19 protein-coding genes and 1 pseudogene are annotated in these 22,850 nt (G+C 70.3%); 13 read left to right on the top strand and 7 right to left on the bottom strand.

The genetic code is table 11. The features are described 5' to 3' along the window. Window positions 1–25 precede the first annotated feature (25 nt). The 4 genes from uvrA (at window position 26) to IF11_RS38915 (ending at window position 4,600) form a co-directional block, all read left to right on the top strand. On the top strand, window positions 26–2,875 hold the full coding sequence (gene uvrA, locus IF11_RS0115385; protein WP_030352154.1) for an excinuclease ABC subunit UvrA: 2,850 nt from the start codon (window positions 26–28) through the stop codon (window positions 2,873–2,875). Beyond that, complete coding sequence (locus IF11_RS0115380; protein WP_078490701.1) at window positions 2,872–3,891, top strand: RNA polymerase sigma factor; 1,020 nt, start codon at window positions 2,872–2,874, stop codon at window positions 3,889–3,891. The genes uvrA and IF11_RS0115380 overlap by 4 nt, the downstream gene beginning before the upstream one ends. Window positions 3,892–4,119: 228 nt before the next feature. Then, complete coding sequence (locus IF11_RS0115375; protein WP_030352152.1) at window positions 4,120–4,371, top strand: DUF6400 family protein; 252 nt, start codon at window positions 4,120–4,122, stop codon at window positions 4,369–4,371. Beyond that, a complete protein-coding gene (locus IF11_RS38915; RefSeq protein ID WP_078490700.1) occupies window positions 4,355–4,600 on the top strand; it encodes an LSm family protein in 246 nt (81 codons plus the stop codon). The genes IF11_RS0115375 and IF11_RS38915 overlap by 17 nt, the downstream gene beginning before the upstream one ends. 27 nt (window positions 4,601–4,627) lie before the next feature. Here the strand turns inward: IF11_RS38915 and IF11_RS0115370 are convergent, their stop codons facing one another. The 3 genes and pseudogenes from IF11_RS0115370 to IF11_RS0115360 all read right to left on the bottom strand — a co-directional run bounded on the left by IF11_RS0115370 (window position 4,628) and on the right by IF11_RS0115360 (window position 7,851). Continuing rightward, window positions 4,628–5,776, bottom strand: coding sequence for a site-2 protease family protein (locus IF11_RS0115370; RefSeq protein ID WP_030352151.1), 1,149 nt, complete (start codon window positions 5,774–5,776; stop codon window positions 4,628–4,630). Between the two features lie 178 nt (window positions 5,777–5,954). Further along, window positions 5,955–6,737, bottom strand: a pseudogene (locus IF11_RS0115365) (carboxylesterase family protein); the annotation flags it as partial. A gap of 91 nt (window positions 6,738–6,828) precedes the next feature. Continuing rightward, window positions 6,829–7,851 carry a LacI family DNA-binding transcriptional regulator gene (locus IF11_RS0115360; protein ID WP_030352149.1) on the bottom strand — a complete coding sequence of 341 codons (1,023 nt, stop codon included), beginning with the start codon at window positions 7,849–7,851 and terminating at the stop codon, window positions 6,829–6,831. Between the two features lie 140 nt (window positions 7,852–7,991). On the opposite strand from IF11_RS0115360, the gene IF11_RS0115355 reads away from it, so the two are divergent. The 6 genes from IF11_RS0115355 to IF11_RS0115330 all read left to right on the top strand — a co-directional run bounded on the left by IF11_RS0115355 (window position 7,992) and on the right by IF11_RS0115330 (window position 16,168). After that, entirely contained in the window at window positions 7,992–9,833 is a 1,842-nt protein-coding gene (locus IF11_RS0115355; protein ID WP_030352148.1) for a glycoside hydrolase family 2 protein, read from the top strand. A 130-nt stretch (window positions 9,834–9,963) separates the two neighbouring features. After that, window positions 9,964–11,307, top strand: a complete 1,344-nt coding sequence (locus IF11_RS0115350; RefSeq protein ID WP_078490699.1) for an ABC transporter substrate-binding protein — start codon at window positions 9,964–9,966, stop codon at window positions 11,305–11,307. A 34-nt stretch (window positions 11,308–11,341) separates the two neighbouring features. Continuing rightward, entirely contained in the window at window positions 11,342–12,247 is a 906-nt protein-coding gene (locus IF11_RS0115345) for a carbohydrate ABC transporter permease (RefSeq protein ID WP_030352146.1), read from the top strand. A gap of 1 nt (window position 12,248) precedes the next feature. Continuing rightward, window positions 12,249–13,196, top strand: coding sequence for a carbohydrate ABC transporter permease (locus IF11_RS0115340; RefSeq protein ID WP_030352145.1), 948 nt, complete (start codon window positions 12,249–12,251; stop codon window positions 13,194–13,196). Window positions 13,197–13,319: 123 nt separating this feature from the next. Further along, a complete protein-coding gene (locus IF11_RS0115335) occupies window positions 13,320–14,789 on the top strand; it encodes a glycoside hydrolase family 43 protein (protein ID WP_030352144.1) in 1,470 nt (489 codons plus the stop codon). After that, window positions 14,786–16,168 carry a family 43 glycosylhydrolase gene (locus IF11_RS0115330; RefSeq protein ID WP_030352143.1) on the top strand — a complete coding sequence of 461 codons (1,383 nt, stop codon included), beginning with the start codon at window positions 14,786–14,788 and terminating at the stop codon, window positions 16,166–16,168. The genes IF11_RS0115335 and IF11_RS0115330 overlap by 4 nt, the downstream gene beginning before the upstream one ends. Window positions 16,169–16,239: 71 nt before the next feature. Here IF11_RS0115330 and IF11_RS0115325 read toward each other — a convergent pair whose 3' ends face one another. The 4 genes from IF11_RS0115325 to IF11_RS0115310 all read right to left on the bottom strand — a co-directional run bounded on the left by IF11_RS0115325 (window position 16,240) and on the right by IF11_RS0115310 (window position 20,618). Continuing rightward, window positions 16,240–17,151 carry a carbohydrate ABC transporter permease gene (locus IF11_RS0115325; RefSeq protein WP_078490698.1) on the bottom strand — a complete coding sequence of 304 codons (912 nt, stop codon included), beginning with the start codon at window positions 17,149–17,151 and terminating at the stop codon, window positions 16,240–16,242. Between the two features lie 3 nt (window positions 17,152–17,154). Beyond that, window positions 17,155–18,105 (bottom strand): carbohydrate ABC transporter permease, encoded by a 951-nt coding sequence (locus IF11_RS0115320; protein WP_051745948.1) that lies wholly within the window; start codon window positions 18,103–18,105, stop codon window positions 17,155–17,157. Then, window positions 18,102–19,367, bottom strand: coding sequence for an ABC transporter substrate-binding protein (locus IF11_RS0115315; RefSeq protein WP_030352140.1), 1,266 nt, complete (start codon window positions 19,365–19,367; stop codon window positions 18,102–18,104). Before IF11_RS0115315 ends, IF11_RS0115320 begins: the two co-directional genes overlap by 4 nt. A 213-nt stretch (window positions 19,368–19,580) precedes the next feature. Then, window positions 19,581–20,618, bottom strand: coding sequence for a helix-turn-helix transcriptional regulator (locus IF11_RS0115310; RefSeq protein WP_030352139.1), 1,038 nt, complete (start codon window positions 20,616–20,618; stop codon window positions 19,581–19,583). Window positions 20,619–20,730: 112 nt separating this feature from the next. On the opposite strand from IF11_RS0115310, the gene IF11_RS0115305 reads away from it, so the two are divergent. The 3 genes from IF11_RS0115305 (at window position 20,731) to IF11_RS0115295 (ending at window position 22,786) form a co-directional block, all read left to right on the top strand. Next, a complete protein-coding gene (locus tag IF11_RS0115305) occupies window positions 20,731–21,309 on the top strand; it encodes a DinB family protein (protein ID WP_030352138.1) in 579 nt (192 codons plus the stop codon). Window positions 21,310–21,386: 77 nt separating this feature from the next. After that, window positions 21,387–21,689: a hypothetical protein gene (locus IF11_RS0115300; RefSeq protein ID WP_240627776.1), complete on the top strand. Its 303-nt coding sequence runs from the start codon at window positions 21,387–21,389 to the stop codon at window positions 21,687–21,689. After that, entirely contained in the window at window positions 21,686–22,786 is a 1,101-nt protein-coding gene (locus IF11_RS0115295; protein WP_030352136.1) for a winged helix DNA-binding domain-containing protein, read from the top strand. The genes IF11_RS0115300 and IF11_RS0115295 overlap by 4 nt, the downstream gene beginning before the upstream one ends. Window positions 22,787–22,850: the final 64 nt, after the last annotated feature.

The following is a 22,850-nucleotide window of genomic DNA, read 5'->3' as shown; positions in this document are numbered from 1 at the left end:
GCTCTCAAGACCTGAGGTTCACGAAGTGAGAAATCGGCTCGTCGTCAAAGGTGCCCGTCAGCACAATCTCCGTGACGTGTCCGTCGAACTGCCCCGGGACGCGCTGATCGTATTCACGGGTGTATCGGGATCCGGAAAGTCAAGTCTGGCATTCGACACGATATTCGCCGAGGGGCAGCGGCGTTATGTCGAATCCCTGTCGGCATATGCGCGGCAGTTTCTCGGGCAGCTCGACAAGCCCGATGTCGATGCCATCGAGGGGCTGTCCCCGGCGATCGCCATCGATCAGAAGACATCGAGTCGCAACCCGCGCTCCACGGTCGGCACCATCACCGAGGTCTACGACCACCTACGTCTGCTGTACGCCCGGATCGGCCACCCCCACTGCCCGGAGTGCGGCGAGCCGGTCAGCCGGCAGACGCCGCAGCGCATCGTCGATCTGCTGCTGGACGAGGAGGAGGGGACCCGTTTCCAGGTGCTGGCCCCGATCGTCCGCGACCGGAAGGGCGAACACACCGAGGTCTTCCGGCAGTTGTCCGCCGACGGGTTCAGCCGGGTCCGAGTGGACGGGACCGTCTTCTCGTTGGCCACGCCGCCCGCACTGGACAAGCGCAAGAAGCACTCCATCGACGCGGTCGTGGACCGGCTGGCCGTCAAGCCGAGTGTCCGGCAGCGGCTGACGGAATCCGTGGAAACCGCGCTGGGGCTCGCGGGCGGTGTCCTCCGGGTCGAGTTCGTGGATCAGGAACTTGGCTCGGCCGGGCGCGAGTTGGTGTTCTCCGAGGCGATGGCCTGCCCGCGCTCCCACGACATCGGCCTGGAGTCGCTGGAGCCCCGCCTGTTCTCCTTCAACGCACCCTGGGGCGCGTGCCCCACCTGCACCGGCCTCGGCTCGCGGATGGAGATCGACCCCGCTCTCGTCGTGCCGGACGACACCAAGTCCCTGGCGGAGGGCGCCATCGCCCCGTGGACCAACACCAGCGGCGCCGAGTACTTCACCCGGCTGCTGGAAGCCCTGGCCGCCGACGCCGGCTTCAGCACCGCCACCCCCTGGCGTCAGCTTCCCGCCGACGTACGAGAGATGGTGCTGCACGGAGCGGAGCGGCGGCAGCGTCTCGCGTACCGGAACCGCTTCGGCCGTGACCGCTCGCATCTGGCCCGCTACGAAGGAGTGATCCCGCACATCACGCGCCGCTACGCCGAGGGCACCGAGTCCGGGGCCGCTCAGAACCGGTTCGCCGGCTACATGCGCGAGGTGCCGTGCGCGGCCTGCGGGGGCGCCCGGCTCGCCCCGGGTGTACTGGCGGTCACGGTCGGCGGGCGCAGCATCGCGCAGGCGGCCGCGCTGCCACTCGGCGAACTCGTCGCGTTCGTACGGGCGTTGGAGCTGACGGACAGCGAGCGGCGGATCGCCGAGACGGTGCTGGCGGAGATCGGCGAGCGGTTGCGGTTCCTGCTCGACGTCGGGCTGGACTATCTCTCGCTCGATCGGCCCGCCGCCTCCCTCTCCGGCGGGGAGGCGCAGCGGATCCGGTTGGCCACCCAGATCGGAGCGGGGCTGACCGGCGTGCTGTATGTGCTGGACGAGCCGTCCATCGGGCTGCACCAGCGCGACAACCAGCGGCTCATCGAGACGCTGAAGCGGCTGCGTGACCGCGGCAACACGGTGATCGTCGTGGAGCATGACGAGGAGACCCTGCGGGTCGCCGACTGGGTGGTGGACATCGGCCCCGGCGCCGGCACGCACGGCGGCCGGATCGTCTGCTCGGGCAGCGCCCGGGACCTGGCCGAGCACCCCGAGTCCGTCACCGGCGCCTACCTGTCACGGCGCCGTACGATCCCCCTGCCCGCGCGGCGCCGAGAGCCCGCCCGGGGCCGGGCCCTCACCGTGCACGCGGCGTCCGAGCACAACCTGCGCGACGTGACCGTGTCGTTCCCGCTCGGCCTGTTCACCGCGGTCACCGGTGTTTCCGGCTCCGGCAAGTCGACCCTGGTCAACGACATCCTGCACACCGCCCTGGCCCAGCGGATCCACCGCGCGCACAAGGTGCCGGGCCGGCACCGCACGATCACCGGCATCGAGCACATCGACAAGATGGTCCAGGTCGACCAGTCGCCGATCGGCCGCAGCCCCCGCTCCAACCCGGCGACGTACACGGGCGTCTTCGACCACCTGCGCAAGCTGTTCGCCCAGACCCCGGAGGCGAAGGTGCGCGGCTACCAGCCCGGCCGGTTCTCCTTCAACATCAAGGGCGGCCGCTGTGAACACTGCTACGGCGACGGCACCATCAAGGTCGAGATGAACTTCCTGCCGGACGTGTACGTCCCGTGCGAGGTGTGCAAGGGCGCCCAGTACAACCGGGAAACCCTCGACGTGCACTACAAGGGCAGGTCCATCGCGGACGTCCTCGCCATGACCGTCGCGGAGAGCCTGGACTTCTTCGACGGCCACCAGATCATCTCCCGGCATCTGCGGACCCTGGACGACGTCGGGCTCGGCTACGTAAAGCTCGGCCAGCCCGCCACCACGCTCTCCGGCGGCGAGGCACAGCGCGTCAAGCTCGCCACCGAACTCCAGCGCCGTACCCGCGGCCGCACTCTCTACGTGCTGGACGAACCCACCACCGGCCTCCACGTCGCCGACATCGACCGGCTGCTGACGGCGTTGCAACGGCTGGTCGACGGTGGCAACACGGTCATCGTGATCGAGCACAACCTCGACGTGATCAAGGTGGCCGACTGGCTGATCGACATGGGACCGGAAGGCGGTCACGGAGGCGGAGAGGTCATCGCCGAAGGCCCCCCGGAACACATCGCGGCCGATCCCCGGTCGCACACCGGACGGTTCCTGCGCTCACTGCTGGAGCCGACGTGAGCGTCTCGGAGGCAGCGGCCCAGGTGGAGGACGCGGAGGAACTCCCGCGCGCGGAGGACGACGAGACCGACGCGCCCGAACCTCGGCTCTCCGTGGACGGCGGCACGGTCGACCAGGTGAAGGACTACCTGCGGCTCATCGCCAGAGTCCGGCTGCTGACCGCCGAGCAGGAGGTGGAGCTCGCCAAACGCATCGAAGCCGGGCTGTACGCCGAGCACCTTCTCGCCGAAGAGCCCGGTCCGGATCCGCGCCTGCGCCGCGACCTGACCCTCCTCGCCGAGGACGGCCGCCGCGCGAAGAACCACCTCACCGAGGCCAACCTCCGCCTGGTGGTCTCCGTCGCCAAGCGCTACACCGGACGGGGACTGCAGTTCCTGGATCTGATCCAGGAAGGAAACACCGGGCTGATCAGGGCCGTGGAGAAGTTCGACTACACCAAGGGTTTCAAGTTCTCCACGTACGCGACGTGGTGGATCAAGCAGGCGGTCACCCGAGCCCTGGCCGACCAGAGCCGCACCATCCGCATACCGGTCCACGCCGTGGAGGTCATCAACCGCGTGGCGCGGGTCCGTCGCGAGCTGATCCGCGACACCGGGACCGAGCCCACGCCGGAGACACTGGCGGAGAAGGCGGACGTCACGGTGGAGCGGCTGGCCGAACTCAGCGCCTGCACCAAGGAACCCGTCTCGCTGGACATCACGCTGTCCGACGACGGCGACACCGAGTTCGGCGACCTCATCATGGACAGCGACTCGCCCTCCCCCTGGGACGTGGTCACGTTCGGCCTCCTCCAGCGGGCCATCCGGGATCTCCTGGCGGAGATGGCCCCGCGCGAGGCGGGAATCATCTCCCTGCGGTACGGGCTCTTCGGGGGTCGCTCCCGGACCTTGGAGGAGATCGGGCAGATCTACGGCGTCACGCGCGAACGCATACGCCAGATCGAGGCCAAGACGATGAGCAAGCTCCGCCATCCGTCGCGTTCGCAAGCGCTGCGGGACTACCTCGATGACCAGTGACGGGGGCCGGGCCGGGCGGCATGAAGTACGTCACAGTGCCGCGCGCGAACCGGGTCTGCGGCGCGGGGCCCGGTGCAGGCAACGGGCCGCCCTCGTCGGCTCATCCGAGGGTGCCCCGTCGACGTACTCCGTGGTACGTGGATCCGGGGCGACTAAGGTCACCCTTCCCTGTCGCGCGGTCGCCTGGTAATGATGGCGGAGTCCCGTCGGCACATCGGAAGTTTCTCCATGAACCAGGACAACGGCACCGACCTCATACCCTTCACCATCGATCTGACCTTCGAAGAAGCCCGGCGACGGGCGGAGGTCGTGGCCGCGCTCGGGCCCGACTGGGACCCGGTGGCCGCACTCCGCGCTGAGGACGAGGCGTACGCGCTCCTCTACTCGGGCCTGGACGCCGAGCAGCGGCGCACCTACGACCTGCTCGTGGCGGCCGGTGTTCTGCCGAGGGAGGAGCCCGGCGGTGCGGCTGCCCATTGACCCGCAGGCGGACTTCGCCCGCCGCGCCTGGGTGGCCTGCCCCGTCTGCGACGACGCCCGTCATTGCGCGACCTGCGCAGGCCGTCGCAACTGCGGTGAGCACTGGCGCTATCTGATCTCCAGCAAGGGACCGGTCGTCCACCTTCAGTGCCCGCGATGCACGCACATGTGGTCACTGAACACCCGTCCCGGCATTACCTGCCGCGACGACAGCGCCCCCTCCTCCTGACCAGCGGCCCGCCCCTCGGGCGGGTGATCATTCGCGCCTCCCGCCCCATCCGGCGGGGCGGGACGAGGACAGCCAGGAGATCGTACGGCTGACGTCCGACGGGGAGACGATGCCCAGGAGCCTGTCCCCGTCCAGCACCAGGACGCGGAACTCGGCGCCGGGCCGCATACGAGGCAGAAGATCCACCAGTGAGTCGCCGGGCGCCGCGGTCAGGACCTCCGGCAGGGGCCGCATCGCGTCCGTGACCCAGGCACCCGGGTCGGCGGCGGCGCTGTGTCTGGCCCGCTCCAGAGTCAGCAGGCCGAGCGCGTTCCCGTCGGGCCCCACGACCGGAAACGCCGAATGCCGGTATCGGTACCGGGGGTCGCCGAGAAACTCCGACACGGACAGTGAGCGTGGCACGACGACGGGATCCGGTGTCATGGCCTGGCGCACCGGAACGCCCGCGAGGAGGTTCTTGAGCTGCGCCTGCCTGCCCTCGGTCGTGGCGGCCCCGATCAGGAACCAGCCGATCAGAGCCAGCCAGAGAGCGCCCAGGGCTCTGCTCGTCACGAAGAGAAGGAAACCGGCCACGACGAGGAACCAGCCGAAGGCACGGCCCGCGGCGGTCGCCCCCGCGGTCGCCCGATACCGGTCCCCGGACCTCCACCAGAGCACGGCGCGCAGCAGCCGCCCGCCGTCCAGGGGCGCGGCCGGAATGGCGTTGAAAACGGCGAGGAGGACATTGATCCCCGCCAGCCACGCGGTGGCCTCCACCAGCAGCCCCGGAGCGGAACCGAGACGCAGCAGCCACGCGCAGAGTCCGAAGAACACGCCCAGCAGCAGGCTGACCAGTGGACCGACGCCGGCCACACGAAGCTCGGCGGCCGGGGTGGCTGCCTCCGACCGGAGCCGTGCCACGCCTCCGAGCAGCCACAGAACGATGTCGTCCACCTGCACGCCGTTACGCCGGGCGACGATCGCGTGAGCCAGTTCATGGGCGAGGAGGGAGGCGAAGAAGACCACGGCCGTGGCGAGAGCGGCGCCCCAGTACAGCAGCGGGGTGTGACCGGGATACGTCTGGGGGAAGCGGCCTTGCGCGAGGCTGAAGGCGATCAGTACGAAGATGACCAGGACACTCCAGTGGACCCCGATCCGTACCCCCGCGATTCGGCCCAGTGTGAAAGTAGCGCGCATCGCGTACTCCGGTCTCGCGATCCCGACCCGCCGGCCCCTGCCGCGCGGCCGGCCCTCGCGGCGTAGGGGCGGCGGCACCCCCACCCGCGCGGAATAGCGGAATAATCGATGGTCCGTTTCCATCATGCGCCTCTTGAACGTGAGAGACATCCGGCTGGAGGACGGAAGGCGCCTCGGCTCAGCTCCAGGCCCGCCGTTCCTGGCCGCGGGGGTCATCGGCCTGGGTCCACGCGGCGTCGATGCGCATCGTGGCCCGGCGCTCGTTGTCGTACGGGTCCCAGCCGGGGTTGCCGGTCCTGGCGAACCGTACCCAGGTCTCGTGCACGCGGGCGGCAAGATCCGCCGGGGGCTCGTCGGGGCCGAGCAGGCCGCCTGGTCCGCGCAGCCGGGGAAGGTGCGTGAGGTCGAAGACGAAGGGGAGCTCCACCGCGTGAGTGGCGCCGAGCTCTCCGTCCAAGGCGTGGGAGCGCCACGCGAACTCGTAGCGGAAGGTGGCGGATTCGGGGTGGGCGGCATGCGCGCCGGCCAGGGCCCGGCTGCCCGCGCCGAACAGCGCGTCGCCCATGAGGGCTGACCGCAGCTCGCCGAAGGACGCCTCGGGGCGTGCCTTCCGGTACGTCTCGACGAGCCGCGCCGGATCCGGGTGCGAGCGGGCCGCCGCCGTGTCGACGTCCCCTGCGGTCGAGGAGGAGTACTGGCCCACCGGGACCGGATAGGGGTTTCCCTCCTCGGTGTTGGTCCCGATGAGCAGGTCGACATCGGCGCCGAGGCCGGCGGCGACGGATACGGCGGGCTGTGTGTCGAGGACCAGACTGAAGGGGCCGAGTCCGATCAACGGGTCGCTGTGCGTCTCGGTCCGCGGGTCGATGCCCACGAGCCGGGAGGCGGCCTCGGCCAGGCGCCCGTCGGAGATCTCCGCGAAGGCGTCCGCATGGGGCTCGACACCCGGGGTCTCGGCCGCCCCAGCCGCGCGATCTCATCGAGGGCGCCCTCCCGACGGCCGGCCGCCGGGGGATGAGGGCCCACTCCGGCGAATGACATCTGACGTGCTGTCAGCCGCCGCTGCTCTCCCGCACGATGAGCCGATGCCCGGCCACATGGTCCTGAAGGGATCCCGCGTCCGGCTCGTCGATGCGTTCCAGCAGCAGGGATACGGCGGCTTTCGCGATGTCCGGCTTGTCGGGGGCGACCGTCGTCAGGCTGGGCACGCTGAACCGCGAGGCCTCGATGTCGTCGAAGCCGACCACGTCGAGATCTCCGGGGACTGAGCGACCCCGTTCGTACAGCGTCCGCAGCGCGCCCAGGGCGAGGTGGTCGTTCAGGCACAACAGGGCGTCGGGGTGCGGCTCCTTCTCCAGCAGTGCGCTCGCGGCGCGGGCACCGTCCTGCCAGTGGTACGCCTCCACCGGCACCACGAGGCCGGGGGCGAAGGGCAGGCCGGCGACCTCAAGGGCCTGGCGGTAGCCGTCGGTGCGCAGCCTGTCGGTGCCCTGGCGTCCGCGGACGGCTCCGCCGATGACGGCGATACGGCGGCGCCCCCGGGACAGCAGATGCTCGGTGGCCTCCCGCGCGGCCCGTACGTTGTCGATGCCCACGTGGTCGGTGCCGCCCTCGGCGGGCCGTTCGCCGAGGAGCACCACGGGAAGGCGCTGGTCGCGGGTGGTGAGGTCCCGGGGCAGGAGGGAGAGGGGGCTGAGGATGACGCCGTCGGAGAACTGCGTGTCGAAGCCGTGCAGCGCGGCCAGCTCGCGTTCGCGCACGCCCTCGGTCTGGTGGATGAGGACGGTGCGTCCCCGGCGGTCGGCCTCGGCCATGACGTGCTTGGCCAGCTCGGAGAAGTAGGCGACGTCGAGCTCCGGGACCGCCAGGGTGATCATGCCGGTGCGGCCCTGGCGCAGCTGCCGTCCGGCGATGTTGACCCGGTAACCGAGCGCGTCGATCGCCTCGCGGACGGCGGCGCGGGTCTGCTCGGATACATGCTCGAAGTCGTTGATGACGTTGGAGACGGTCTTGGGAGAGACCCCGGCGTACCGCGCCACGTCCTTGATCCTCGGTCTGGCCGCCACTGTGTTCATCCTTCCGCCGACCATGATCGTACCGACCATCACGAATCGGTTTCGGGCCGGACCATCCTCCGCCGACGTATTTACATCGATGTAATCGCCATGGTGCCATAAGCCTCGCACCGACCGGCACTCTCGATGCAAGGAGCACCATGCCCGTCCCGCACCCCTCGGACGTGCCCCGTCCCGAGTACCCCCGGCCGCAGTTCACCCGTGCGGCCTGGCTGAATCTCAACGGTGAGTGGCAGTTCGAGATCGACCGGTCCGACACCGGTCTCGAACGCGGTCTGCTGGAACGCGAACTCGCCGACCGTATCCTCGTCCCGTTCTGCCCCGAGTCGGAGCTGTCCGGGATCGGGGAGACGGACTTCCTGGAGGCCGTCTGGTACCGGCGGACGGTGACCGTGCCCGCCGACTGGGCCGACGCCCGGGTGCTGCTGCACTTCGGGGCCGTGGATCACGACACCACGGTGTGGGTCAACGGCGGCGAAGTCGCCCGGCATCGCGGTGGCTTCACCCCGTTCACGGCAGACCTCGGCGATGTCGCCGTGTCCGGCGGGGAGTTGACGATCGTCGTACGGGCCCGCGACAGCCGGCACGGTGTCCAGGCCCGCGGCAAGCAGGCCACCTGGTACGCCAACTCCCACTGCCACTACACCCGTACGACCGGCATCTGGCAGACCGTGTGGCTGGAGCCGGTCCCGCGCACCGTCGCCCTCAAGCGTCCCCGTATCACCCCCGACCTGGCCTCCGGCTCCTTCCACCTCGAACTGCCGCTGACCGCGAACGCCCCCGGCCACCGCGTACGCGCCACGCTCAGCGACAGCCATGGCGCCATCACCACGGCCGAGGCCCGCGCGGACCTCGACCTGTGCCCGCGCCTCGTACTGCGGCTGCCCGACGACCGCCTGCGTGTCTGGTCGCCGACGGATCCGCATCTGTACGGCCTGTCCCTCGAAGTCCTCGACCCCGAGGGCACGGTCGTCGATACGGCACGCTCGTACGCCGGTCTGCGCTCGGTCGCCGTCCACGGCAAGCGGCTGGTACTCAACGGCGAACCCGTCTTCCAGCGCCTGGTGCTCGACCAGGGGTACTACCCGGACGGGCTGATGACCGCCCCGAGCGACGCCGCCCTGGTCCGCGACATCGAGCTGGGCCTGCGCGCCGGGTTCAACGGCGCCCGGCTGCACCAGAAGGTCTTCGAGGAGCGCTATCTCCACCATGCCGACCGGCTCGGCTACCTGGTCTGGGGCGAGTTCGGCGACTGGGGCTGCGAGGTCGGCGCCCGCGACGACAACCAGCGCCCCGACGCGTCGTATGTCACCCAGTGGCTGGAGGCCCTGGAGCGGGACCACTCGCACCCCTCGATCGTCGGCTGGTGCCCACTGAACGAGACGTACCAGCCGCTGCACGACCGCATCACCGCACTCGACGACGTCACCCGGGCGATGTTCCTCGCCACCAAGCAGGCCGACCCCACCCGCCCGGTGATCGACGCCTCCGGATACGCGCACCGGGTGCCGGAGACCGACGTATACGACTCCCACTGCTACGAGCAGGACCCGGCCGCCTTCGCCAGGACCATGGACGGCCTGGCGGAAGACCGGCCCTATGCCAACGCCGCACCGGACGGACAGCCGTGGTCGGTGCCCTACCGCGGACAGCCTTACTTCTGCAGCGAGTTCGGCGGCATCTGGTGGGACCCGCAGGCGGCGGCCGGGACGGCCGGCGACGAGCGGGAGGCCTCCTGGGGCTATGGCGAACGGCCCCGTACCGCCGAGGAGTTCATCGCACGCTTCACCGGTCTGACCGGCGTACTCCTCTCGGACCCCGACATGTTCGGCTACTGCTACACCCAGCTCACCGACGTCTTCCAGGAACGCAACGGCGTCTACCGTTTCGACCGTTCCGAGAAGGTCGACACCGCGCCGCTGCGCGACGCCCAGACCCGCCCGGCGGCGTTCGAAGGCGCTCCGCAGCACCGCGTCCCCTGATTCCGCGCGAGCGGAAGCAGCCTGCCCTGTCCATGATTTACATCGATGTAGTACCGCAGTGCGGCGGTGTCGGCGAGGTGCGGCCACAGTGCCCCGCCCTCCGCACCGCCGCCCGCGGGAAAGGAGCCACATGACCGGCATGCCCGTACCAGTCGGTCGCCCCGGCCTGACCAGGCGCCGCGCGCTGACGGCGGCCCTCGCCTCCGGGGCGGCGGTCCTCGGCGGCGGTGCGCTCAGCGGCTGCGGATCCGCGGTCGCGGCCGGCGAGCCCGCCGTCCGCCTCTGGGATCTGTTCAGCGGGGCCGACGGCGGTCTTCTCAACGACATGGTGCACGCCGCGCGTCCCGATATGCGGGGCACGCGGATCGAACGCACTGTCCTGGAGTGGGGCACCCCGTACTACACCAAGCTCGCCATGGCATCCGCCGGCGGCCGAGGCCCGGACATGGCGGTGGCACACATGTCCCGCCTGGCCGGGTACGCGCCCACCGGCCTGCTGGACCCGTGGGACCTGGACGTCCTGGCGGAGTACGGTGTCACGCGCGACGACTTCGCCGACGCGGTGTGGTCCCGCACGCAGTCCGAGGGCAGAACGTACGCGATCCCGCTGGACACCCATCCGTTCATCGTCTTCTTCCACCCCGAACCGGCCGCCGACGCGGGTCTGTTGGCCAAGGACGGCACCCTGGACGCGGAGGCCTTCAGCTCGCCCGACCGTTTCCTGGCCGCCGGGAGGGAGCTGGCCAAGGCCTCCGGCAAGCAGGGCATCGCCTTCGGGTATGTCACCGACACCGCACAGGGCTGGCGCCTGTTCTACGGCCTGTACCGGCAGACCGGCGGGGCCTTCCGGCTGCCCGCGGGCGGACCGGCCGAGGTCGACGAGGACCGCATGGCGGAGGTGATCGCCTTCATGGCCCGGCTCGTCGACGGCCGCGTCAATCCCAAACGGCTCGACTACGCGGCCGCCATCGCCGCCTTCGCCAACCGGCAGACGGCGATGATCCTGTCGGGCGAGTGGGAACTCGGCACCTTCCGGGCCGCGGACAAGAACGTCCAAGCGGCCCCGTTCCCCACGGTGTTCGGCACACCCGCCGTATACGCCGACGCGCACTCCTTCGTCCTGCCGCACCGCCCCGATCCGGACCGCGCACAGCGCCGCCGCACCCACCAGGCAGCGGCCGCTCTGCTGAAGGCCGGTCAGATCTGGGCCACCGCAGGCCACATCCCCGCCTACCGGCCGGTCACCCGTACGAAGGCGTACGAGCGTCTGCGGCCCCAGGCGCACTATGTGCAGGCGCAGAGCCATGTCGTACTCGACCCGGCCGTCTGGTTCGCCGGCGCCGGATCCGACTTCCAGAACGCCATGTCCCAGGTCCTCCAGCAGGCCCTTCTCGACGGCCTCGCCCCCGACCGTGCGGCCCGCGCCATGGTGCGGCGCCTGAACACCTTCCTCTCCAAGCCCAGCCCGGCCTGACCCGGCTGCGAACCACCGCGCAGGAGGCACAACGATGTCCTCTCCCCACGCAGCACCCCGCCCCGGGGCCCTGTCGGCGCGCCGGCTGCTCTCCCCCGGCCTGCTCTTCGCGCTCCCCTTCCTCGTCCTGCTCGCCGTCTTCATGCTGTGGCCGCTGGGCCAGGGACTGTGGATGAGCCTGACCGACACCTCCCTGTCGGCCCACGCCCCCTCCTTCATCGGCCTCGACAACTTCACCGAGGCCCTGGGAGACGCCGAGATGTGGCGCGCCCTGGGCCACACCGTGTGGTTCACCGCCCTGTCGACGGTTCCCCTCGTCGCGGTCGCGCTCGGGATGGCGCTGCTCGTCCACACCGGTCTGCCCGGCCAGTGGGTGTGGCGGCTGGCGTTCTTCGCCCCGTACCTGCTGCCCGTCGGTGTCGTCAGCCTGCTGTGGATCTGGCTGTACCAGCCCGACCTGGGCCTGTACAACAACCTGCTCGACGCGGTCGGACTCGGTCAAGTGGCCTGGCTCAGCGACGAGTCGGTGGCCATGTCGGCGATCGCCCTGACCACGCTGTGGTGGACCGTCGGCTTCAACTTCCTGCTCTATCTGGCCGCGTTGCAGTCCATTCCGGACCATCTGTACGAGGCGGCCGCCATCGACGGCGCCGGGGCCTGGCGGCGCCTGTGGTCGATCACGCTGCCCCAGCTCAGCCGGATCACCGTCGTCATCACCGTGCTGCAGATCCTGGCCTCGCTGAAGGTCTTCGACCAGGTCTATCTGATCACCAAGGGCGGCCCCAACAACTCCACCCGCCCGGTCGTCGAGTACGTCTACGACGTCGGCTTCACGGGCTACCGGCTCGGCTACGCCTCGGCGATCAGCTACATCTTCTTCGCCCTGGTCATCCTCGCCTCCGCCGCCCAGTACGCCGCCCTTCGCCGCCGGGAGAAGTGACATGACCTCCACCGATCTGCCCGTCCGTTCCGCCCCTTCCCCCGCCCCACACGTCCCGGGATCCGTACGGGCGTTGGCGGACCGGCGCCGCGCACCCCGGCCTCGGGCGCACCTCACCCTCGGGGACGGCCGGACCGCGCGTGTGCTCGCCCTGGCCGCCCTCGCGGTCATGGCCCTGGTGTGGCTGCTGCCCATGGCCTGGGCGCTGCTGACCGCCTTCAAGTCCGAGCAGGACGCGAGCGATCCCGTCCACTGGTTCCTGCCCTCCCACGGCTTCACGCTCCGGGGCTTCAGCAGCGTCTGGGAGCGCGGTGACCTGCCGCTGTGGATGCTCAACAGCTTCCTCATCTCGGCCGCCGTCACCGTGATCACGGTGCTGGTCTCCGCGATGGCCGGATACGCCTTCTCCCGCACGCTGTTCGCCGGCCGTCGGTGGCTGTTCGCGCTCACCGTGGCGGCCGTACTCGTCCCGCCCCAGATCCTTATCGTGCCGTGGTTCCAGCAGATGCTCAGCCTGGGTCTGCTCGACACGTACGCGGCGGTGATCCTGCCGCAGACCGTGGCACCGGTGATGGTGTTCATCCTGAAGAAGCACTTCGACTCGTTGCCCCACGAGCTGGAAGAGGCCGCCCGGATCGACGGCGCGGGCCACTGGCGGATCTTCTGGTCGGTGCTGCTGCCGCTGTCCCGGCCGATGCTCGCCGCCGTGTCGATCTTCGTGTTCATCGGGGCGTGGAACAACTTCCTGTGGCCCTTCATCTCCACCTCCGACCCCGCCCTGATGACCCTGCCCGTGGGCATCACGTCGGTGAAGGACGCCTACGGCATCCAGTACGCCCAGTCGATGGCGTCCGCCGTCCTGGCCGCGCTGCCGCTCGTCGTGGTGTTCATGTTCTTCCAGCGGCACATCGTCAAGTCCGTGTCCACGACGGGGCTCGGCGGGCAGTGAACCGAGCGGTCAGGGCTGCTGAGCCCTGTCCGGACTAACTGCCTTTACCTCCCGTGCCGTTGACACCTCCACGCCTCTTCCCTACGGTGCCGACCGGACTTACATCGATGTAAGGGACTGCCCATGCATACAGAACCCCGCACAGCCCGTCGCGCGGCACTCGTCACCGCGCTCCTGGCCCTCCTGCTCGGCTTTCTCTCCGCCCCGCCGGCCGTCTCCGCCCCGCCGGCCATCGCCGCGAGCCCGGCCCCGGCTGCCGCGGGCACCACCTTCCGTAATCCGCTCAACCCCAGCGCCGACCCGTTCACGACGTACTGGAACGGGGCGTACTACCTGACCAGCACACAGGGCGACAGCATCCGGATGTGGCGCTCGCCCTCGCTGAGCACACTGCTCTCCGCCGACCCCGTGACGGTGTGGACGGACACCGACACCTCGCGCAACCGCAACATCTGGGCTCCGGAGTTCTTCCGCTTCGGCGACCGCTGGTACCTCTACTACACCGCCGACGACGGCACCGACGAACACCACCGGCTCTACGTCCTGGAGTCGGAACGCGACGACCCGGCCGGCCCGTACCACTTCAAGGCGAGGCTCACCCCGCCCAACCACGCCTCCGACTTCGCGATCGACCCGAGCGTCTTCCAGCACGACGGCCGCCTCTATCTCGCCTACAGCGGCCTCAACCCCTACCAGCACAACGGCCTCAACATCGCTCCGATGTCGAACCCCTACACCGTCTCCGGCGACGCGGTCGCCCTCGACGCCGCGGGCGGCTGCCCCGAGGTCCGCGAGGGACCGGAGTTCCTGAACCGCAACGGCCGTACGTGGATGACGTACTCCACGTGCGACACGGGCAAGCCGGACTACCAGGTCTGGATGATGTCCCTGCCGAACGGCGCCGACCCGCTCCTGCCCCGTAACTGGACCCAGCGCTCCGGGCCGGTGTTCTCCCGCGCCGACGACCGTGGCGTGTACGGACCGGGCCACCACGCCTTCTTCCGCTCCCCCGACGGCACCGAGGACTGGATGGTCTACCACGCCAAGACGACCTCCACGTACACCTACACCGACCGCACCACCCGCGCCCAGAAGATCACCTGGAACGCCGACGGCAGCCCGAACCTCGGCCGCCCGCTCGCCCTGGGCGCGACGCAGGACCTGCCCTCCGGCGACCCGGGATCCGGCGGCCACTGGATCAACGACGACGGCCGCTCCAGCGGCGACGGGACCGTCGCCTACACCGGCGGTTGGAACTCCGGTACCGGCTGCGCCACTCAGTGCTTCTGGGGCGACGACCACTGGAGCGACCGGGCCGGCAACACCGCGACCTTCACCTTCACCGGCACCCGTGTCGCCCTGCTGTCCGTCCGGGACACCGGCAACGGCATCGCGGCCCTGAGTATCGACGGGGGCACCGAGCGACGCGTCGACTTCTACGGCGCGATCCGTACCGGCGAGAGCGTCCAGTACCTCAGCCCCCGCCTGCCGTACGGCCGGCACACCCTGCGCGTACGGGTGACCGGCGAGCACAATGCCGCGTCCCAGGGCGGGTTCGTGAGTGTGGACCGGGCGGAGGTGTACACCTCGTGACCGGTCGTGGACGTCGTAGCGGAAAGGCCGGGCTCCTCCCCCGCGCCGCCCGCCTGGCCGCGGCCGTGCCGGCCCTGGCCACCATGGCGCTGTGTCTGAGCACCGCACCCGCGTCGGCCGCGGGCGGCGCCCTGTTGGTCCTCGACCGCAACTTCCCCGACCCTGACGTCGTGAAGGCCGGCGACACCTACCACGCCTTCGCCACCAACGCGGAGGGCAAGAACATCCAGCACGGCACGTCCATGGACCTGGTGAACTGGTCCGTGGCCACCGCCGACGCCCTGCCCGCCGTGGGAAGCTGGGCGATGCCGGAGCGCTCCCTGGTGTGGGCGCCCGAAGTGTTCGACAACGGCGCCGGCTTCACCCTCTACTACGTCGCCCGGGACCGGGCGAGCGACAAGCAGTGCATCGGGGTGGCTCAAGCGGCCTCACCGGACCGCGCGTTCCGGCCCGTGGGCGACGGACCGCTGGTGTGCCCGGCCGGCCTCGGCGGCGCGATCGACCCGTCGTCGTACACCGAGAACGGCCACCGCTATCTGCTGTGGAAGAACGACGGCAACTGCTGCGGCCAGGACACCTGGCTGCACCTCCAGGAGGTGACCTGGGACGGGACGCGCACCACCGCGGATCCCGTACGTCTCATCCGCCAGGACCGCTCCTGGGAGGGCAATGTCATCGAGGCACCGGCCCTGGTGAAGCGCGCGGGTCGCTACGTGCTGTTCTACTCGGCCGACCACTACGGCGACGACCGCTACAAGACCGGTTACGCGGTCGCCGACAGCCTCACGGGCCCGTACACGAAGGCCGCGGCTCCGCTGATGACCACCGACTCCTTCTCCGGCACGGTCCACGGGCCCGGTGGCCAGGACGTGGTGACCGGGCCCGACGGCCGCGACCTGATCGTCTTCCACGGCTGGAGTGCCGACCGCTCCCACCGCGGTCTGTACGTCGCCGGCCTCGGCTGGGCGAACGGCTACCCTGTCGTCGACGGCAGCAAAGTCATCTATCAGGCGGAGAACGCGCTGGTGCACCACGCTGTCGTACGGGACGCGGCGGGTGCGTGGGACGGCAGGGCCGTCGGACACATCGACTACGACGACAGCTATGTGGAGTTCTCGGTCTTCACCCCGGCCCCGGGCTCCCACACGCTCACCGTCCGCTTCGGCAACGGCTCGCTCACAGCCGCTGGCTCCCCCGCGGCGTCCTCCCACCGTCTCACCGTCAACGGGACCGCGTCCGGCGAGATGCGCTATCCGTACACGGGCTGGGACAACTGGCAGAGCGCGCGGGCGACCATCGGCCTGCGCGAGGGCTGGAACACGATCCGGCTGAGCAAGGGCGCCCTGTACGCCGAACTCGACGGCATCGAACTGGCCTGACCCGGGCAACGCACCGGCGCCCCGCCGGCCTCCGGGCCTCCGGGGCGCCGGTGTGTCCGTGCCGGGCTCGGTCAGTCGTCGATGCCGGAGCGCTCGGCGCCCGCGACGATCTGGCGCTGCAGCACCAGGAAGACCACCAGCAGGGGCAGGATCGAGACGGCGGCGGCGATGAAGAGTTCATGGAGATTGACGGTCTGGGCGGTGGTGAACGTGGCGAGTGCGACCTGCACGGTCCAGGCGTCGCGGTCCTGGCCGATCACCAGCGGCCACAGAAAGGAGTTCCAGGAGCCGATGAAGACGATCGCGCCGACGGCGGCGAAGACCGGCCGTGTGTTGGGCACGACGATCCGCCAGAACGTACGCCAGTGGCCGAGCCCGTCCACCCTGGCCGCGTCCTCCAGTTCGCGCGGGAAGCCGAGGAAGTACTGACGGAAGAGGAAGACCGCGAAGGCGCTGAAGAGGGTCGGGATGATCAGTCCGCGCAGGGTGGAGATCCAGCCGAGCGAGGAGACCAGGACGAAGCTCGGGAGGAACGTGACAGCGGACGGGATCATGAGGGTGACCAGGAACGCGTAGAAGACGTGGTTCGCGTAGGGGTATTCGATACGGGCCAGACCGTATCCGGCGAGCGAGGCGAGCAGCAGGGTTCCGGCGGTGGTGAGGACGGCGATCACGGCCGAGTTCCCCAGGGCGTGCAGCATGGGGACGCTGCTGTCGTCGAACAGCTCCCGGAGGTTCTCCCAGTGCGGGCTGTCCGGGAAGAACGTCCAGTCGGTGCCGGTGATGTCCGCCTCGGCGGCCAGTCCGTTGCGTACCAGCAGGTAGAACGGGAGGAGGAAGAGCCCGGCGAGTGCGATGAGCGGGACGAGCCGTAGTCCGCGGGCGAGCCGGTGGAAGGCCCGGCTCGTCGGGTACGGCGCCGGACCGTTCGTGGGGTGTCTGGAATGTCTGAGGCGTCCGGGGCGTCTGGGGTGTCGTCGCATGGGTCAGTCCTCCCGGCGTCCGAGGCCGAACCAGCGTGCCTGTATCACCGTCACGACAGCGATGATCAGTGCGAGGATCACGGCCCCCGCGCTGCCGAGCCCCAGGTTCTGCCCCTGGCCCAGTGCGGCGTAGTACAGGTAGACCAGGGGCGGTCTGGCGTAGGGCGGGTAACCGCCCGCGGTGGACAGCAGGTTGTAGAACTCGTCGAAGGCCTGGAAGGCGTTGACCACCAGGAGCAGGACGACGGCGACGGAGGTCGCGCGCAGTTGCGGGAAGGTGATGTGCCGGAAGACCTGCCAGCCGGGGCGGGCGCCGTCGACCGCGGCGGCCTCGTAGAGGGTGGCGGGGATGCGCTGGAGTCCGGCCAGCAGGATCACCATGTAGAACCCGGCCTGGAGCCACAGCCGTACGGTCACGATGACCAGCCAGTACCACGGCGGACTGGTGGTCGACAGCCAGGCGATGTCGGAGCCGCCGAACCAGCCGAGCACCGTGTTCGCCAGCCCGTACCGCACGCCGTTGAAGACCGACAGTTTCCAGATGATCGCGGCGACGACGTAGGAGCAGGCGGTGGGCAGGAAGAAGACCGAGCGGAAGAACGCCTGGGCGAAGCGCAGCCGGTGCACCATCAGCGCGAGGGCGAGCGAGAGGGCGTATGTCGCCGGGACGATGAAGAGGGAGAAGACGGCGAAGGTGGTGAGGCTGGAGGTGAAGGAGGGGTCGCCGAGGATTTCGGTGTAGTTGTCCAAGCCCACGAACTCGGTCGGGGTCACCGTGTTGTGGGCGTCGAAGAAGCTCAGCCAGACGCTCCACACCAGCGGTACGTAGGTGAAGAGAGCGAGCCCGGCGGCGAAGGGGCCGACGAAGGCCCAGAACCACACGTAGCGGTTCTGGGGTCCGCGCAGTCGCCGCCCAAGTGAGTCGCAGTTCTTGTGAGTTGTCCGGGTGGTTATGACCGCACCCGCTTCAGCTCGGCCTTCGTCGTCGCGACGACCGTCCTGAGCTGTGCGTCCGGGGCGGCGCCGTCGGTGATGATCCGGCTCAGGGCGTCCTGGTAGGCGGTCCGGCTCCTCTCGGTCCACAGCAGGGGCTGTGCGTATCCGTGGTCGGCCGTGAACCGGACGGCGTCGGCCGCCGCGCCCTTGGCGAGTTTGGCCGCCTTCTTCGCCAGCGAGATCCGGGCGGGAATGTGGAAGCCGTAGGAGAGCGCGAAGTCCTCCTGGAAGTCGGTGCGTTCGACCCACAGCCACTTCACGTACGCTTTCGCCGCGTCGATATGACCGCTGTGCGTGCTGACGGCCGCGCCGTAGGCGCCGACCGGGACCGACGGGCCGCCCTGTGGGCCGTCCTCGGGGAAGGGCAGGACGCCGAAGTCGTCGCCCAGTGTGTTCTGGATCTGCGGCAGGGCCCACAGTCCCGTCCACTGCATGGCGGTCAGCCCCTGGACGAACGCGGACGGGTCGGACCAGTCGGTGGGTGCACCGAGCAGGAGGGAGCCGTCGGCGTGGAACCGGTGCAGTTTGCCAAGGGTCTTGGCGGCCCGCGGGTCGTCGAACCCGACTTCCCCGTCGGCGGTGACCGGTTCCAGGCCGGCGGCGCGCAGCGGGGTGGCACCGAGGACACCGGCGCCGCCGTCGTTGCCGAGGAAGAGGCCCTTGACGTCCTTCGTGGTCAACGCCTTTGCGGCGTCGATCAGTTCGTCAAGCGTCCCCGGCGGCCGGACACCGGCCTTGTCCAGCAGACTCTTGCGGTAGTAGAGCATCTGCGTGTCGATGACCTGCGGGATGCCGTAGACCTTGCCCTGATACGTCTTGGGGGCGAGCACCGCGGGATGGAAGTCGTCCCGTACGCCCTTCAGCAGGCCGGTGAGATCGGCGACCTGACCGCCCCGGATCTGGTCCAGGGTCGGCCCGCCCTCGAAGACGTCCGGCGCGTTCTCGGTCAGCAGTGCCGCGGCGGTCTGCTGGTCGTAATTCCCCGGCCGCCACTGGACGTTGACCCGCGCCTTCCCGTACGCGGCCGCATAGCGCTTCACCGCCTCCTCGGTGCCGGCCTCGCCGTACTGGTGATACCACTGACCGAGCGCGGGGCCACCGCCCGCTCCCCCGCCGCGGCCGGTGTTGGAGCCGCAGGCGGCGGTCAGCGCGAGGGCACCGGAGACGGCGAGCAGCTGCCGACGGCTGATGCGGGTGGTGGAGGATCTTGAGTGGCGCATGGTTCATCAGTGTGACGCCGCTACGTGTAAGCGGTATTGCTCGCACATGAAACGTCCCACCTGAGCCGGCCGGCCGCTGGGCCCGTCAGCGGTCGATTGCCCCCATTCCGCGGGCTCGTGAAAGAACAGCCGAATGGATGACGGTGAAGCGGCGCGGTGTCAGCTCTTCGCACTGCCCGAGCCACGCCGAACGGTGGTCGACGTGCGCTCGGCTCATGGGCTCGGGGGCGGTGGGGCGGGTGCGTCGGCTGCGGCGTCGGCGTAGCGGCGGGCCAGGTGCGCGAAGGCGTCCTTGAGCTCGGCCGGGCCGACGACCTCGATGCCGGCGTCGAACCTGCCGAGGGCGGCGGCCAGGCCGGGCCATGACCATGAGCCCAGCACGAGCCGGCAGCGGTCAGGGCCGAGTTCCTCGACGACTCCGTCGCGGGTGTAGGGGGACACGGCGGCGGCGGGGAGGTCGAGGATCACCTCGCCGCGGCAGGGCCAGTCGCCCGAGCCGTGTGAGCCGTCTGAGCCGTCTGAGCCGCGGAATCTGCCGGCGACGAAGGCCGCCACGTTCCCTCCGGGCAGTTCACGCGGGGTGAAGCGGGGCCCCGTGGGGGTACGCGGAGTGATCCGGTCCGCGCGGAAGGTGCGCCAGTCCTCGCGGTCGAGGTCCCAGGCGACGAGGTACCAGCGCCCGCCCCAGGTGACGAGGTGATGGGGCTGGACCCGGCGCGGAGGGGGTTCGGCGCGGTCGTCGTCGGTGGCTCCCGGTGGGGACGCTGGGACGTAGTCGAAGCGCAGCACTTCGCGGGCGTGGACGGCCGCGCTGAGCGTCATGAGCACGCCACTGTCGACCTGCGGGTTCGGCCGGATCGCGGGCCGCTCGACGGCGGTGACCTGGAGGGTGTCGATGCGGTGGCGCAGCCGGGCGGGCATGACCTGCCGGACGGTGTTCAGCGCGCGTACCGCGGCTTCCTCGATGCCGGCGCCGCTGGTGGTGGCGATCTGGAGGGCGACGGCGAGGGCGACGGCCTGCTCGTCGTCGAACAGCAACGGAGGCAGCTCCGAACCGGCGTCGAGGCGGTACCCACCGTCGGGCCCCTTGAAGGCAACGATGGGATAGCCGAGCTCGCGCAGGCGATCGACATCGCGGCGCACGGTGCGCGGGCTGATGTCCAGCCGCTCGGCCAGCAGCGCCCCGGGCCAGTCCCGGCGCGCCTGGAGCAGCGAGAGCAAGGAGAGCAGTCGCGCTGAGGTCTTCGGCATGACTCCATCTTGACCTGAGAAGCGGCCACAACCTGTCCGCTTCTCTTGCGATTGTTGTCTCGTGCCAGAGAACGAGAACAAGAACGAGAACAACCGGAAGGACCTGATCACCGTGACCGCCACGACCACGCCTCTCTCCCCCCTCGACGCCGAGCGAGCCGACCTGCTCGACGCGCTCGCGACCGCGCGATCCGCCCTGACCAAGACGGTGCGCGGGCTCAGCGACGAGCAGGCGGGCGAGCGCCCGACGGTCAGCGCGCTGTGCCTGGGCGGGCTGATCAAGCACGTCGCGTCCATCGAGGAAGGCTGGATGCGCTTCGTGGTCGAGGGCCCCTCGGCGATGCGCTACGACCTGCCCGACGGTGTCACCTGGGACGACCTCGCGGCCGGCACCGCACGCGAGTTCCCGCAGTGGGCGATCGACCACCAGAACGACTTCCAGCTGCTGCCCGGCGAGACGCTGGCCGGGATCGTCGCGCGTTACGAGCGGGTCGCCGCCCGGAGCGAGGAGGTCATCGCCTCCGTGCCCGACCTGTCGGCGACGCACGCGCTGCCGGAGGCGCCCTGGAACGAGCCGGGAGCGGTACGCAGCGTCCGCCGGGTGCTGACGCACGTCATCGCCGAGACCGCCCAGCACGCCGGGCACGCGGACATCCTGCGCGAGACGCTCGACGGGCAGAAGTCGACCTGACCACCGGTGACGGACCTTGTCCGGATCGGGCCACCGGCCCGATCCGGTACCGCGCACCGGACGCGGTGAACCAGGACGTGAACGGAATCGAAGGGAATGGCGTCACCGTGAAGATGCGCGAGCTGGGGCGGACCGGGATTCAGGTCAGCCCCTACCGCCTGGGCGCCATCGTCGGCCCCCGCACCATGGAGCATCTTGAGGATCTCCTCTCCGGCGCCGCGACCACTCTCGACGGCGAAGTCCTCGACCGGATCGACCGGATCGTGGCGCCCGGAACCGGCCTCGGCCCGCTCGACGTGTCGTACACGCCACCGGCCCTCAGACGGGCGGCTCCGCGCCGGCGACCGGCCGACCAGCGTGCCGCGGGCGTGACCCGATGACCGTTCTCGACACCCGGGCGCTCAACCGCGCGACGCTGGCACGGCAGTTGCTGCTCGATCGCGCCGACGTGCCGGTCCTCGACGCCGTCGCGCACCTCGGCGGTCTGCAAGCGCAGGAACCGCAGGAACCGTTCGTCGGGCTCTGGTCGCGGCTGCGCGCGTTCGACCCGGCGGTGCTCTCGGACCTGCTGACCGGGCGGCGCGTCGTACGGACCCACCTCATGCGCCGTACCGTCCACCTCCTCACCGCCGACGACGCCCTGGCCTGGCGGGCCCGCCACGACACCATGCTGCGCCAACGGGTACTCGGGACCTACCGTCGCGAGCTCGCCGGGACAGACCTCGACGAACTCGCCGCGGCGGGCCGGGCGGTCATGGCCGACGGCGAGCCCCGCTCGATGACCGAGCTCGCGCGGGCGCTCGCCGAGCGCTGGCCGGCGCCGGGAACGCGCGCACTGGGCGAGATGCTGGTCGCCGCCCTCGTACCGATGGCACAGCTGCCACCGCGCGGGCTCTGGCGCACGAAGGCGGGAGTGCGCAACGTCCTGCTTTCGTCCTGGCTGGGTCGCGAGATCGCCCCTCCGTCCCCGGACGGCTCCGATCCGGTGGGCCAGGCGCTGGTACGGCGCTATCTGGCCGCGTTCGGCCCCGCGGCCTCGGCCGACCTGCGCGCCTGGTGCGGCCTGGCCGGACTGCCGGCCGCGGTGGCCGCGATACGCGAGGAGCTGGTCACCTTCCGCGACGAGCGAGGCCGGGAACTGCTTGACCTCCCCGACGCGCCGCGCCCCGACCCCGACACGCCCGCCCCGGTGCGGTTCCTGCCGGCGTTCGACAACGCGATCCTCGGCTACCACGACCGCACCCGGATCATCGACGACGCCCACCGCGGCCTGTCCGTCACCGGCGCCCGCGTCGTCCTGGTCGACGGCCGGGTGGCCGCGACCTGGAGCGTCACGGCCGGCACCGTGCTCGTCACGCCGCTGCGCCGCTTCTCCGCAGCCGACCGCACCGCCGTGGCCGAGCAGGGGCGGGAACTGGCGTCGTTCCTCTCCGACAACGACAGCGACCGCGTACAGATCGCCGGGTCTCCCCACTGAGCGACACACCCGCTCCGAACCCCAAGTTATCTTGCTCGGGCAAAGGGCCGTCTCGTCAGCCCAA

Origin of the sequence: Streptomyces scopuliridis RB72, from assembly GCF_000718095.1 — a bacterium.
In the GTDB taxonomy this organism is placed as follows: Bacteria; Actinomycetota; Actinomycetes; order Streptomycetales; family Streptomycetaceae; genus Streptomyces; species Streptomyces scopuliridis.
Note: the sequence above shows the minus strand (reverse complement) of the source record. Positions and strands in the feature narration are given on the sequence as shown.

Bases quoted from the DNA above. Each gene is read 5' to 3' on its own strand.
- IF11_RS0115375 (WP_030352152.1), top strand. From the start codon at position 4,120: ATGAACCAGGACAACGGCACCGACCTCATACCCTTCACCATCGATCTG.
- IF11_RS0115370 (WP_030352151.1), bottom strand. From the start codon at position 5,776: ATGCGCGCTACTTTCACACTGGGCCGAATCGCGGGGGTACGGATCGGG.
- IF11_RS0115360 (WP_030352149.1), bottom strand. From the start codon at position 7,851: ATGAACACAGTGGCGGCCAGACCGAGGATCAAGGACGTGGCGCGGTAC.
- IF11_RS0115355 (WP_030352148.1), top strand. From the start codon at position 7,992: ATGCCCGTCCCGCACCCCTCGGACGTGCCCCGTCCCGAGTACCCCCGG.
- IF11_RS0115350 (WP_078490699.1), top strand. From the start codon at position 9,964: ATGACCGGCATGCCCGTACCAGTCGGTCGCCCCGGCCTGACCAGGCGC.
- IF11_RS0115345 (WP_030352146.1), top strand. From the start codon at position 11,342: ATGTCCTCTCCCCACGCAGCACCCCGCCCCGGGGCCCTGTCGGCGCGC.
- IF11_RS0115340 (WP_030352145.1), top strand. From the start codon at position 12,249: ATGACCTCCACCGATCTGCCCGTCCGTTCCGCCCCTTCCCCCGCCCCA.
- IF11_RS0115335 (WP_030352144.1), top strand. From the start codon at position 13,320: ATGCATACAGAACCCCGCACAGCCCGTCGCGCGGCACTCGTCACCGCG.
- IF11_RS0115325 (WP_078490698.1), bottom strand. From the start codon at position 17,151: ATGCGACGACACCCCAGACGCCCCGGACGCCTCAGACATTCCAGACAC.
- IF11_RS0115315 (WP_030352140.1), bottom strand. From the start codon at position 19,367: ATGCGCCACTCAAGATCCTCCACCACCCGCATCAGCCGTCGGCAGCTG.
- IF11_RS0115310 (WP_030352139.1), bottom strand. From the start codon at position 20,618: ATGCCGAAGACCTCAGCGCGACTGCTCTCCTTGCTCTCGCTGCTCCAG.
- IF11_RS0115295 (WP_030352136.1), top strand. From the start codon at position 21,686: ATGACCGTTCTCGACACCCGGGCGCTCAACCGCGCGACGCTGGCACGG.